Consider the following 13,409-nt stretch of genomic DNA (forward strand, 5'->3'; position numbering starts at 1 on the left):
CTCAGGTCCGTTGGAACATCTTCAGCATGCGCTGGGTGACGAGAAAGCCGCCCGCGATGTTGATGGTCGCGACGACGAGCGCAATGCCCGCCAGCACGGTCACGACCGTGCCGGCGTTGCCCGGATGCAGCAACGCGCCGATCACGATGATCCCGCTGATCGCATTCGTCACGCTCATGAGCGGCGTATGCAACGAAGGCGTGACGTTCCAGACCACCTGATAGCCGACGAACACGGCAAGGACGAACACGGTGAAATGCGCGACGAACGCGGGCGGCGCGACCGCGCCAAGCGCAAGCAGCAGCAACGCGGCAATGACGAGCGCGGCGAGCGACCCCACGCCGTTGCGGCGCGCGGCCTGCACGCTTTCGTCCTTTGCCTGGCCGTTCGCGACGACGACGGGCTTCGTCTGCGCAGCCGCCTGCGGCGCGGCGGAGACCTGCACCGGCGGCGGCGGCCAGCAAATCTGGCCGCGCTGCATGACGGTGGTCCCGCGCTGCACGACGTCGTCCATGTCGAGCTTGAGTTCACCGTCTTTCGCGGGCGTGAGATCAGTCAGCAAGTGGCGGATGTTGGTCGCGTAAAGCTGGCTCGACTGGTTCGCCATGCGGCTTGGCAAGTCCGTATAGCCGATCACGGTCACGCCGTTCGCGTTCACGACAAGGCCCGGTTGCGTCAGTTCACAGTTGCCGCCCTGCTCGGCCGCCATGTCGACGATCACGCTGCCCGCGCGCATGCACGCCACCGTTTTCGCGTCGATGAGGCGCGGCGCCGGTTTGCCCGGAATGAGCGCGGTCGTGATGATGATGTCGACCTCGCGCGCCTGGGCTTCGAAAAGCGCCATTTCCGCTTCGATGAACTTCGCGCTCATCTGCCTGGCGTACCCGCCGGAGCCGCCACCCTCCTCCTCGATGTCGATGCTCAGGAATTCCGCGCCCATGCTCTCGACCTGCTGGCCGACCTCGGGGCGCGTATCGAACGCACGCACGATCGCGCCAAGTCCGCGTGCGGCGCCAATCGCCGCCAGCCCGGCGACGCCCGCGCCGATCACGAGCACCTTCGCGGGCGGCATCTTGCCGGCCGCCGTGATCTGCCCCGTGAAAACTCGGCCAAAATGCTGGGCCGCTTCGACGACCGCGCGATAGCCCGCCATGTTCGCCATCGAACTCAACGCGTCGAGCTTTTGCGCGCGCGAGATGCGCGGCACGCAGTCCATCGCGAGCACCGTCGCCTCGCGCGCCGCCAGTTGCTCGAGCAGCGCCGCATGCTGCGCGGGCCAGATAAACCCGATCAGCGTTGCGCCGGGTTTGAGCCGCTGCACTTCCTCACTCGAAGGCGGACGCACCTTGGCGACGATATCCGCGCCGCTCAGGAGCGCCTGCGCGTCGTCCACAATGCGCGCACCTGCCGCGCGGTAGGCATCGTCCGGATACGAAGCGTTCACACCCGCCCCCGCTTCGACCTCCACGGCATAACCGAGTTTGATTAGTTGTGCGACACTTTCCGGCGTCGCCGCTACGCGTCGCTCGCCTTCATGTGTCTCGCGGGGAGCCGCAATCGTCATCGGCATGATGCGCCTCCGTGCTTCTGGAAACGAGGCGATGCGGGCAAAGCATAAGGAATCGGCGGCGCGCCAATGCATCTGGCGCGCCGAAAGCGTGGCCACGACTTCATGAAACGTCTCCTGCTGATTGGAATTCTGTTCTTATGCCGCGGCTCGATGAGGGCTTTGCCCTATGACGCGCCCACGCCGGGCGCGTTGCCGCTCTTGAGAAAAGCAAGCGCCGCCTCGCGCGCACCGGCAATCGCGGCGGCCTCGCTTTCGAATACGGTTTCGTCGACCACCCATTGGCGGGGGAAAACGGCACAGGCCGCGTCGTCGGCTTGGGCCTCGACGGCATGAATCGCAGCGAACGCCGCCCAGCCGCCGTTATGGATCATTTGACGAGCCGAGAGTTCGACCTCGAAATGACCGAGTCTTTCGGTATGCATCGGCGTGCTCCCGACGTTTCAGGATTGCTGGGCTTGGGCTTCGAGTTCGGTCACGCGTTTCTTGAGCGCACGCTCCTCCTGGAAGCGCGCCGTTTCGTCGCGAATCACGGCGACGATGCCGTTGAGTTCGCCCTGCGGCGAATGCAGCAGCGCCACGGTGAAAGCGATGGACAGCGCCTTGCCCGCCTTGTCCACGGCCGGCACGCGCAGCACGTCGTTGCCATAGCGCGTCTGACCGGTCGCCATCGTCTTGTGATAGCCCTCCCAGTGGCGGCCGCGCAGCCGCTCGGGAATGATCAGATCGAGCGTCTTGCCGAGCGCTTCGTCCTGCGTGTAGCCGAACATGCGCGTGGCCGCCGGATTCCAGTAGGTGATGTCGCCGGCTGCGTCCGAGATGACGATGGCGTCGCCAATGGCGTTTGCGAGTTGCTCGAAATCGATAGCGGATTGCATGGCGATCTATGTGGGGGTGAATCGTTTATCGTCGCCGCGCGGCGCGCATTGCGCACGCCACGCGGCGTCTTGCCTGCCCGTCTGATATTGCGGTTTCCTGCGCGGACGCAGCGTGAGCCGCGCCCGCTTTCTGCGTACTGCGTTCAGCTTGTAGCGCTCAACCCGGCACTCAAACCGGCGCTCAAACCGCGCGCACTTCGTGCAGTGCCGCGATCTGCTGCGGCGTGTAGCCGAGGTCGGCCAGCACCTCGTCGGTGTGCTCGCCAAGCAGCGGCGAACCCGTGATCTCCGGCTTCAGTTCCGAGAACTTGATCGGGCTGCCCACCGTGAGGTACGAGCCGCGTGCCTTGTGCGGCACCTCGACGATAGTACCGCTTGCGCGCAGCGACGGGTCATTAGCAATTTCCTTCATGCTGAGCACCGGGGCGCACGGAATGTCGAACTTGCGCAGAATGTCGACGGCTTCGAACTTGGTCTTGTCGGCAAGCCACGCCTCGATCGTTGCGAAAATATCGAAGATATGCGGCTGACGCGCTTGTGCAGTAGCGTAGTTCGGGTCGTTGATCCATTCGGGTTTGCCCAGTGCGTGGCAGATCGGCTCCCACGCATGGCCCTGCACCGTGAAGTAGATATACGCGTTCGGGTCCGTTTCCCAGCCCTTGCACTTGAGCACCCAGCCCGGCTGACCGCCGCCGCCCGCATTGCCGCCGCGCGGCACCACGTCGCTGAACGTGCCGTGCGGGTACTGCGGGTATTCCTCGAGGAAGCCCTGGCGGTCCAGGCGCTGCTGGTCGCGCAGTTTCACGCGGCACAGGTTGATCACGCTGTCCTGCATCGACACGGCCACCTTCTGGCCCTTGCCGGTTTTGTCGCGGCCGATCAGCGCCGTGAGAATGCCGATGGCGAGGTGCATGCCCGTGTTGCTGTCGCCGAGCGCGGCGGCGCTGACCGTGGGCGGGCCGTCCCAGAAGCCCGTGGTCGAAGCCGCGCCGCCCGCGCACTGCGCGACGTTCTCATAGACCTTGAGGTCGTCGTAGTGGTGACCTTCGCTGAAGCCCTTCACCGAAGCGACGATCATCTTCGGATTCAGTTCCTTGATGCGCTCCCACGTGAAGCCCATGCGGTCCAGCGCGCCAGGACCGAAGTTTTCGACCATCACGTCCGATTCGCGAATCAGCTTTTCCAGCACTTCCTTGCCTTCGGACTTTTTCGTGTCGAGCGTGAGCGAGCGCTTGTTGCTGTTAAGCATGGTGAAGTACAGCGCATCGGCTTCCGGGATGTCGCGCAACTGCGAGCGCGTCACGTCGCCGGCGCCCGGGCGCTCCACCTTGATCACGTCCGCACCGAACCACGCGAGCATCTGCGTGCAGGCGGGACCGGCCTGTACGTGCGTGAAGTCGATGATCTTGATACCGTCGAGGGGTTTGCTCATTTCTCGTATCTCCTGGTCTACCTGATCGATGTGATCTACCTGATTGATGGTGCTTGTTTCGAGGGCGTATTCAAGCGGCTTATTTCTTCATGGCCGCGCTTTGCGGATTCAGATTCGTGAGACGGCCGCTTTCGGTCCCGGCCGATTCGTCGATGACGGCGTTGATGAGCGTGGGCTTGCCCGAGGCGATTGCTTCGAGCAGCGCGCTCGTGAGTTCCTCAGGCGTCGTCGCCTGATGGCCGATGCCGCCGAACGCCTCCATCATCTTGTCGTAGCGCGCATTCTTCACGAACACCGTGGGCGCGACGTCGCAGCCTCCGCTCGGATTCACGTCCGTGCCGCGATACACGCCGTTGTTGTTGAACACGATGGTGCAGACCGGCAGGTTGTAGCGGCAGATCGTTTCGAGCTCCATGCCCGAGAAACCGAACGCACTGTCACCTTCGATCGCCACGACCTGCGTGCCGCTCGTCACGGCCGCGCCGACCGCGAAGCCCATGCCGATGCCCATGATCCCCCACGTGCCCGAGTCGAAACGCTTGCGCGGCTGGTACATGTCGATGATGCTGCGCGCGTAGTCGAGCGTGTTCGCGCCTTCGTTGACCACGTTGATGTCGGGACGCGTCTTGAGCACGTCGCGAATGGCGCGCAGCGCGCTGTGGAAGTTCATCGGCGACGGGTTCTTCGCGAGCGTCGCGGCCATCTTTTCCAGGTTCGTCTTCTTGCGCTCGGCCACGGCGTCGAGCCACTCCGCGGGCGGCTTCGGGAAGTGTTCGCCAAGACCTGCGACGAGCGCTTCCACGCATGACCCGATGTCACCGATCACCGGCGCTTCGATGGCGACGTTGCTGTCGATTTCGGTCGGCGCGATGTCGATCTGCACGAACTTCTTCGGCCCGGCGGCCGCGCCCCAGGTCTTGCCCTTGCCATGCGAGAGCAGCCAGTTCAGGCGCGCACCGATCAGCACCACGGCATCCGACTCCGCCAGCACGAACGAGCGCGCGGCCGATGCCGACTGCTCGTGCGTGTCGGGCAACAGACCCTTGGCCATCGACATCGGCAAATACGGAATGCCGCTCTTTTCAACCAGCTCGCGAATCTGCGCGTCGGCTTGCGCGTAGGCCGCGCCCTTGCCGAGCAGAATGAGCGGACGCTTTGCATTCCTTATCACATCGATGGCGCGCGCCACCGCATCCGGCGCGGGAATCTGGCGCGGCGCGGCGTCGACCACCTTGATGAGCGACTGCTGGGCCTTCACGGCGTCGATGGTCTGCGCGAGCAGCTTGGCGGGCAGGTCGAGATACACACCGCCCGGGCGGCCCGATACCGCCGCGCGAATCGCACGCGCCACGCCAACGCCAATGTCCTCGGCGTGCAGCACGCGATACGCGGCCTTGGCATAAGGCTTCGCGGCGTTGAGCTGATCCATCTCCTCGTAGTCGCCCTGCTGCAAGTCGACGATCTCGCGCTCGCTCGAACCGCTGATGAGGATCATCGGGAAGCAGTTCGTGGTGGCGTTGGCCAGCGCCGTGAGGCCGTTCAGGAAGCCAGGCGCAGAAACGGTCAGGCAGATGCCCGGCTTCTTCGTCATGTAGCCCGCAACGGCCGCGGCATTGCCCGCGTTCTGCTCATGGCGAAAGCCGATGAAGCGCATGCCCTCGGCCTGCGCGAGACGCGCGAGATCGGTAATGGGAATACCGACGAGACCGAAGATCGTGTCGATATCGTTGAGTTTCAGCGCGTCGATGACGAGATGAAAACCATCGGTCGTTTGCTGCGCTTCGGGCACAGGGTTCTGCTGCGCCTCGTTGATGCCTGCTTCTGCCATGACGTCTCCTCTTTGGCGGGGCGTTGTGTGATTCGTGATATACAATATTCCACACACAATATTAGTCAAGACGTTTTTTTACCCAGGGCGCGCTTGCTGCACTGCGTTGCACCGCGCTGCACCGCTGCCGCCTGATGTGATCGGCCGCCACAGCGCAAGCGTTGTTGCGGCACACCATCGGCCGGCGCCTTCCACTGGCCAAAACGTCCCAACGAACTTGTTACGTAGTCCATACTTTTCTTTCAGCATCGGGGCACGCATTCAATCGAAAAACGCATCGATGCTTCGCGCTCATGCGTGCGCCCGATATGAACCGGCGGACGAACGCGGCGCCCTACTCCTCTTTCCTAGTCGAGAAAGTCGCAGTTGGCTTCCACGAATAGCGCGAGCTCGATCGAGTGCTGCCGCACGAGTTGCTCCACGCGTTCGGTATCGCGCGACTCCAGCGCTTCGATAATGCGCATGTGGTCCACGATCGAGCGCGACGCGCGATCGCTCTGCGCAATCGTCATGCGCCGGATCGCACGCACATGCATGAAGATGTTCTTGATGGTGTCGACGATGATGGGCGACTTCGAAAGCTCCACCAGCGACTGGTGAAACATGATGTTCGCCTCCGAGTATTCCTCGATATGTTCCGAGGGCGTCGTGTCGCCGAAAGTCGCGAACATGCGCCGCAGTCCCGCGATGTCGTCGTCCGAGGCGCGCTGCGTGGCGAGTCGCGCGGCGATGCTTTCGAGCGCGGCCCACATATAGATCATCTCGACGATCTCCTTGCGCGTCTTGCGCAAGATGTAGACGCCGCGGCGCGGCACCGTGCGCAGAAAGCCCTCCTGTTCCAGCAGCGTCATCGCCTCGCGCACCGGCGTGCGGCTCACGCCGAGCTTCTCGGTCAGGTCCTTCTCGTCGAGCCGGATCTCGTCTCGCGACCGGTAGATGTCGGTTTCGGCAATGGCCTGCTTGAGCTTCGCATAAGCCTGGTCGCGCAGCGAAGCGCTCGCGTTGATCGGCTCCAGCGTCAGGGTGACCGGGGAAGCCCCGGCTTCGAGTACTCTTTCGGCGGACATCGGTCGTTTGTCTCCAACGTTCTGTTTAGCCGGCGCTGCTCGGAAATTTCATATTTCCAATACAATATATCAGCGAATTGCCTATGGCTAAGCGGGGTTTACGCGTACCGGGTGCGCATCTCGCCGCTTTTGCGGGCTTACCCCGAGTTCATTCAGACTTCCTTATATTTTTCGAAAAAAACTTTAACTATCGTTTATTCATTGGGGCTTCTACGCTTGGTTCACGCCACTCGACATGAGGAGACAGCCATGAACCACTCGACCAGCAGCCACGATCGTCAACTGGAAGCCCAGTTGTGCGCGTTCAACACGGCGTTCGCCGAACTGGGCCTGCGCTTTCGCTGGGACGCCCGCACGCTCTACTCGCTGGCGTCGATCGCAGGCGAGAGCGCGCGCATCGCGGCCTATATCGAGGCGCATCATCCGCATCTGCTGAAGGCCTACAGCATGGCGTTTTTGTGCGAGGCGATTCTCGAGCGCAAGAACGCGCAGTCGCCAGGAGAGTGGCCGTTGGCGCAGCCCGCCGCGCGCGGTGCAGCGCAGGCATGGCCGGTCATGGAGCAGGATTGGCGCGAAGGTGGATTGCCCGCGCTCGCGGGCGCCTGAGTCGAGTGCGCTTTATTACGCTCGACCAGGCGGCTCGACGAGGCATCAGGAAGGCTTGAAGACGAAACCCGTCTGGATGCGTGCGCGCCGGCGCACCATCCAGACGGGCGGGATATCGAAGGGGTTGCTCAGGCGTTGCCGCGCGCCTCGGCCTCGTCTTCCTGGAGCTTGCGCCAGAGAATCTTGCCGCTGCCCGACTTCGGCAGCGACTCGACGAACTGCACGATGCGCGGCGCCTTGTACGCGGCCATGTTGTCGTGCGCCCAGGCCATGATGTCGTCCTCGTTCACGCTGCCCACCTGCTTCGGGTCGAGCACGACCACGGCCTTCACGGTCTCGCCGCGCCGCGCGTCCTGCGTGCCGATGATGCACACCTCATTGATCGCCGGGTGGCGGTACATGAGCGCTTCGACCTCGGCGGGCCAGACCTTGTAGCCCGATGCGTTGATCATGCGTTTGAGGCGGTCGGTCATGAAGTAGTAGCCTTCCGCGTCGCGGCGCACGAGGTCGCCCGTGCGCAAGAAGCGCTTGCCGTCACGCTCGACAAACGCCTCGCGCGTCGCCTTGGGGTTGCGCCAGTAGCCCTGCATCACCTGCGGCGCGTGCATGATCAATTCGCCCGATTCGCCTTCGGCCACCTCTTCCAGCGTGATCGGATCGACCACGCGCGAATCGACATCGAACACCGGAATGCCGAGACACTGCGCCTTCGGGCGTTGCGGCGGATTGATATGCGTGCCCGCCATGGTCTCGGACATGCCATAGCCCTCGACGAAATCGAGTCCGGTCAGGTCCTTGAGCTTTTTCACCACCGCGTCGGGCATGGTCGCGCCGCCGCCGCGCATCCATGCGAGGCTCGACAGGTCGTATTCGTGAATGCGCGGGTTCGAGATGAAGTCCACGACCATCGTCGAGATAGCCTGCCAGCCGTTGATGCGGTAATGCTCGATGGCGCGCGCCGCGGCGTCGCGGTCCCAGCGCGGCAGCAGCACCACGGTCGAGCCGTTGTAGATCGGGCTGTTCATGCCGCCCTGCATGCCGGTCACGTGAAAGAGCGGCAATACCGAAAGTTGTACGGCATCCTGATTACTGCCGAACCAGTTGCAGCCGCCCACGGCCGTGGCCATCACGCTGCGATGCGTGTGCATGCAGCCCTTGGGCTTGCCCGTCGTGCCCGAGGTGTACGGCATCACGCAGAGGTCGTCCGCGCCCGCGCTCAACGGGCCGGGTACGCGGCGCGCGTCGAGCACGTCGGCCCAATGCGCGACGCCCGGGCCGTCCACCGACCGCGGCGCGCTCACGAATTCCGGCGGCGGCGCATACGGCTCGCACTTCAGATAGTCGCTATAGGTCGCAACGAGCAAGTGCTTCAGGCCCTCACCTTCGCCTTCGTTCACGAGCGGCGCGATGCGCGGGTAAAGATCCTGCGCGACAAAGGCCGTGGTCGCGCCGCTGTCCTCCACGTAGTGCGCCAGTTCCTCGGTGAGGTTCATTGGATTGACCGGCACGACCACGGCGTTGGCGCGCAGGATGCCGTAGTACGCAATCACCCATTGCGGGCTGTTCTGCATATAGAGCAGCACGCGGTCGCCGGCCTTCACGCCGCAATCCTGTTGCAGATAGCCGGCCACGCGCTCCGCCTCGTCCTTGAACTGCGCGAACGTGACGGGCGTGTCGTAGAAGATGATGAACGGCTTGTCGGGATAGCGCGCCGCCGATACCTCGGCGTTGTAGAAGAGGTTCGTATGCGGAATGCTCAGGTGCGGCGAGAGATGCGAAGGCCAATGCGGCGAGGCCGGAATCACAGACGACGATGACGATGAGGAACGATGAGCGGAAAGCGTCGGGGCGGACGTGGGCATGGCGGGCTCCGTCGAGCGAGTCTCGTGAGGAACGCGGCGGCCAGTCCCCCTCGGGCAACCGACCGCGCGTACCGTGGAATCATTGCAGACCGAATCGATGCGCACTGCCCGCCAGCGGTTCGGGCGGGCAGTGCGCGAGGCGAAATCAGACGACGCTCGCGCCGCCGTCGACGGCCAGATACTGGCCCGTGACATGGCGCGCCGCCTGGCTCGCGAGGAACACCACGGTGCCCTTCAGGTCGTCGTCGTCGCCGAGGCGATGCAGCGGCGTGTGATCGATCACCGCCTGCCCCATCTTGTCGAGCAAACCGGCCGACATCTTGGAGGGGAAAAAGCCGGGGCAGATCGCGTTCACGTTGATGTTGTACTTGCCCCATTCGGCGGCGAGCGCCCGCGTGAAATTGATGGCCGCCGCCTTCGAGGTGTTGTACGCGATGGCCTGCATCGCACCGAGCGAGCCCTTCAGCCCCGCGATGGAGGCGACGTTGATGATCTTGCCGCGCTGGCGCGGGATCATGCTGCGCTTGCCCACCTCGCGCGCAAGAAAGAACGGTGCGTTCACGTTCAGGTTCATGACCTTGTGCCAGGCCTCGTCGGGATAGTCCTCGGCGGGCGCGCCCCACGTGGCGCCCGCGTTGTTCACGAGAATGTCGATCTGCCCGCGCGCCGCCAGCACCTCGCTCACGAGCGCGGCCGCGGCCTCGGGGCGTTGCAGATCGCTCACGATCGTCGTGACCTCGATGCCCGCCGACTGTAGATGGCTGGCCGCCTGCGCCAGTTCGTCGGCCTTGCGCGCGGTGATCACGACATGGCAGCCCATTTCGCCGAGCGCCTGCGCCATTTGCAGGCCCAGCCCGCGCGACCCGCCGGTGACGAGCGCGACCTGCCCGCCCAGTTCGAACAATTCCCTGACCCGCATGCTTTCGTCTCCTTGATGTCTTCCGGCCCGCCGAGGTTCCGCAGTGCGGAACTCGATGAATTGCGAATGATTCTAGCGAGGCTCTCCAGCGAGGTAAATAAGGAAAAGCACGATCGTTCATTAAATAATATTTTGTGCTTTCCGGCGTGGTTCCCGCTCGGGCGGCGCGTGTCGCGCACCACGTGCGGGGCCGACTGCTTGCGCGCACAACCTTTCCAGATCGTTGCAATCGCACGACAGTCAACGTTTTCACCCATGCGGCGAGGGTCTATCATCGGCCCCCCGCCCAACATCCACTGGCGCGGCGCACAACAAAATGCGGGCCCCGGCACCCCGGCGGTCCGACGGACTTACAACACGCAGCAGATGAAACAGGATTACACCGTGAGACACACCCAGATCGCTTCGGCCGTTGGCGGCCTCGCGCTGGCGCTGGCCTGCCAGCACAGCTTCGCTCAAAGTTCGGTCACGCTGTACGGCGTCGCGGACGTCGGCATTCGCTACCTGACGAACGCCAACGCGAACAACGACGGCAAGGTTTTCATGACCAACGGCGCCGTCACCAACAGCCGTATCGGCCTGCGCGGCACGGAAGACCTGGGCGGCGGCCTGAAGGCGATCTTCGATCTGGAAAGCGGCATCGACCTGCAAAGCGGCGGCTTCTCGGACAGCCACCGCATGTTCAACCGCAACGCGTACGTCGGGCTTGCCAGCCAGTACGGCACGCTCACGCTCGGCCGCCAGAAGTCGCCGCTGTTCGACCAGCTCGCCGACACCTACGATCCCCTCACGGTCGGCAACTACCTCGAAAACGCGTGGCTGCCCGTGGCGCTCGGCGCCGGCCTCTACGCCGACAACGCGGTCAAGTACAACGGCACGTTCGGCGGCCTGAACGTCGAGGCCATGTACTCGTTCGGCACGAACTACGCGTCGACCGGCGCGGGCGGCTTCTCGGGCAATATTCCGGGCCACCTCGGCGCGGGCAACATGTACGGCTTCACGGCGTCGTACAAGGCCGGCCCCGTCAGCATCATGGCGGGCGTGCAGCAGAACAGCGACAACTCGAACAACAAGCAGACCATCTATAACGCGAACGTCGTCTACGCGTTCAGCTCGGCCAAGGTCTATGTCGGCTACCTGCGCTCGCAGGACGACACCGGCTTCGTCGACACCCTGCTCGCGCAGCAAGGCTACTCGACCACCAACACGCCGAAGAACACCAACCGCATCGACGACGGCCCGTTCGCCGGCTTCACGTGGCAAGTGACGGGCCCGCTCGCGATCACGGGCGCGTTCTACTACGACCACATGCGCAACGCGACCACGGTCGACGGCTCGCTCGGCAGCGGCAATCGCTACGCGATCGTCGGCCTCGCCGAATACGCGCTCTCCAAGCGCACCGAAGTCTACGGCACGGTCGACTTCAACAAGGTCAACGGCGCGGCGACGGCGGAACTGCCGGGCCGCAGCAACCAGACCGGCATTTCGATCGGCCTGCGCAACATCTTCTGATAGCGACGGCACCGGCCTGTCTGCCGACCGCCTGAGCGGCGGCGCTGCGCAACACGCGCGGCGCCGCCGTTTTTCATTGCAGCTACTGTTCCGACATCGGACCCCGACAGCATCACCCTCGCAGACATCTCAGAATTGTCTGATTCCCCTGTGCGAACGCATCGATAGAATTTTTTGTGTCACTCCGAATCATTCTTCGCCGGTTCGCTCCATGCCCCAATCCCCCGAACAATGGCTCCTCGAAGCCTTCACGGCGCACGCGCGCGCGCCCGAATATGTCGATCCGCTCTCGCAAATCTGTCATGGGCTCGTGAATGCGCGCCGCGACGAGCAAATGCTGCCCTGGGCCGACAAAGGGCTCGCGCTCGACCCGCTCCACCGCAGTTTCGTGCATGCGCGCGCCCGCGCCTTGCGTCTCCAGGGCCGCCACGCCGAGGCCGCCGCCACCTGGATCGCACACCAGGCGTTGCCGTGGTCGCCGCTCTTTTGCGAGGCCCGTATCGGGCGCGACCTTTACCTGAGCGGCGAAACCGGGCGCGCCATCGAGTACCTCGAAGCGGCATTGCGCGACCACCCGGCCGATCGCTCGCGCGACGCGCAAAAAGCCCGCAAGTGGCTGGCCGAAGCGTTGCTCAGCCTGGGCGACCTGCGCGGCTTCATCCCCTGGCTCGCGCGCAATCACGGCGACAGCGGCAGCTACCGTCATGCCGAGGTGCCGATGTGGAGCGGCCAGCGCGATCTGCGCGGCGAGCGCGTGCTCGTCACGCACCAGATGGGCTACGGCGACCAGTTCCTGCTGTTCGCGAGCGTGCGCCAGTGGCTCGACGCGGGCGCCGAGATCATGCTCACCTGCGATCATGCGATTCACGACCTCGTTCAGGCCTCCTTGCCCGAATGCACCGTGCTGGGCGTGACACGCCCGCTCACGGTGGGCGCGCCCTTGCCGCACGACGCACTCGAAGGCGTCACGTCATTCGCGCCGACCTTGCAAGCCACGCTGCTTCATCTGCCGCTGCTCGCCGCCGACGACTCGCCGCGCCCGCAGCCCTACTTCGGCGCGTTCCTTCGTGCGCCTGAGGCGGCGCGCGAGCGCGCCCGCGCATGGTCGCAGGCGCTGCGCGCGCGCGAATCCGGCAAGCGGCTCGTCGGACTCTTCTGGGACTGCGTTCAACGCCACTCCAGGGAAATCGGCGCGAAGGAGCGTTGCTGGGCCGGCTTGCGCAGCGTGCCGCTCGCGCAGGTCGAACGTCTCACCACCGACACCGCCCTCACGCGCGAAGTCCATTTCGTGAGCCTGCACCATCCCGCCGCGGAGCTTGTGCATGGCACGCCGCGCGGCGCTCTGGGCCATTACGGCCCCGGCATCGCCAGCTTTGCCGACACGGCGGCCTGCATCGAACAGCTTGACGCCGTCGTGAGCGTGGATGCCGTTGCCGCGAACCTGAGCGCGATGCTGGGCAAACCGACCGCCGTGCTCGTCAATGCCACCGGCGAATGGCGTTGGGGCCATACCGGCGCCGGCACGCCATGGATGAGCGAGGCAACGGTTCTGCGTCAGGCACAAATGGGCGAGTGGCACGACGTCATCTCGCGCGCCATCGGTTGGCTGCTGCGACGCTAGCGCCCCGCCTTTTCCTGCACTATTCCGGAGTGCAAACAAGCGGGCTTTCTAGCCTGCTCGTTTGCATTCTTCCATTGGCGCCCATTCAATCGCTTCAATTACCTCAATCGCTTATTC

The 13,409-nt window shown here is 64.4% G+C and carries 11 protein-coding genes; 3 read left to right on the forward strand and 8 right to left on the reverse strand.

The window, feature by feature from the left end:
• Position 1: 1 nt before the first annotated feature.
• The 6 genes from C7401_RS28115 to C7401_RS28140 form a co-directional block, all read right to left on the reverse strand.
• Positions 2–1,570 (reverse strand): Re/Si-specific NAD(P)(+) transhydrogenase subunit alpha, encoded by a 1,569-nt coding sequence (locus C7401_RS28115; protein ID WP_112174792.1) that lies wholly within the window; start codon positions 1,568–1,570, stop codon positions 2–4.
• A 164-nt stretch (positions 1,571–1,734) separates the two neighbouring features.
• Complete coding sequence (locus tag C7401_RS28120; RefSeq protein ID WP_112174700.1) at positions 1,735–1,992, reverse strand: hypothetical protein; 258 nt, start codon at positions 1,990–1,992, stop codon at positions 1,735–1,737.
• A gap of 18 nt (positions 1,993–2,010) precedes the next feature.
• Positions 2,011–2,445, reverse strand: coding sequence for a PAS domain-containing protein (locus C7401_RS28125; RefSeq protein ID WP_112174701.1), 435 nt, complete (start codon positions 2,443–2,445; stop codon positions 2,011–2,013).
• 181 nt (positions 2,446–2,626) lie between these two features.
• Entirely contained in the window at positions 2,627–3,877 is a 1,251-nt protein-coding gene (gene frc / locus C7401_RS28130; protein WP_112174702.1) for a formyl-CoA transferase, read from the reverse strand.
• 79 nt (positions 3,878–3,956) lie between these two features.
• Entirely contained in the window at positions 3,957–5,705 is a 1,749-nt protein-coding gene (gene oxc / locus C7401_RS28135) for an oxalyl-CoA decarboxylase (protein ID WP_112174703.1), read from the reverse strand.
• A gap of 347 nt (positions 5,706–6,052) precedes the next feature.
• Entirely contained in the window at positions 6,053–6,772 is a 720-nt protein-coding gene (locus C7401_RS28140) for a GntR family transcriptional regulator (protein WP_112174704.1), read from the reverse strand.
• 249 nt (positions 6,773–7,021) lie between these two features.
• Between C7401_RS28140 and C7401_RS28145 the strand changes: the two genes are divergently transcribed.
• On the forward strand, positions 7,022–7,378 hold the full coding sequence (locus tag C7401_RS28145) for an HAD family hydrolase (RefSeq protein WP_112174705.1): 357 nt from the start codon (positions 7,022–7,024) through the stop codon (positions 7,376–7,378).
• Between the two features lie 128 nt (positions 7,379–7,506).
• On the opposite strand, the gene C7401_RS28150 is transcribed toward C7401_RS28145, so the two are convergent.
• Positions 7,507–9,240: a long-chain fatty acid--CoA ligase gene (locus C7401_RS28150; RefSeq protein WP_112174706.1), complete on the reverse strand. Its 1,734-nt coding sequence runs from the start codon at positions 9,238–9,240 to the stop codon at positions 7,507–7,509.
• A 145-nt stretch (positions 9,241–9,385) separates the two neighbouring features.
• Entirely contained in the window at positions 9,386–10,159 is a 774-nt protein-coding gene (locus tag C7401_RS28155) for an SDR family oxidoreductase (protein ID WP_112174707.1), read from the reverse strand.
• A 384-nt stretch (positions 10,160–10,543) separates the two neighbouring features.
• On the opposite strand from C7401_RS28155, the gene C7401_RS28160 reads away from it, so the two are divergent.
• Positions 10,544–11,671: a porin gene (locus C7401_RS28160; RefSeq protein ID WP_224040229.1), complete on the forward strand. Its 1,128-nt coding sequence runs from the start codon at positions 10,544–10,546 to the stop codon at positions 11,669–11,671.
• Positions 11,672–11,882: 211 nt separating this feature from the next.
• Positions 11,883–13,292: a tetratricopeptide repeat protein gene (locus tag C7401_RS28165; RefSeq protein WP_112174709.1), complete on the forward strand. Its 1,410-nt coding sequence runs from the start codon at positions 11,883–11,885 to the stop codon at positions 13,290–13,292.
• The last annotated feature ends 117 nt before the right edge of the window (positions 13,293–13,409 follow it).

The sequence above is a fragment of the Paraburkholderia unamae genome, assembly GCF_003268775.1.
Taxonomy (GTDB): Bacteria; Pseudomonadota; Gammaproteobacteria; order Burkholderiales; family Burkholderiaceae; genus Paraburkholderia; species Paraburkholderia unamae.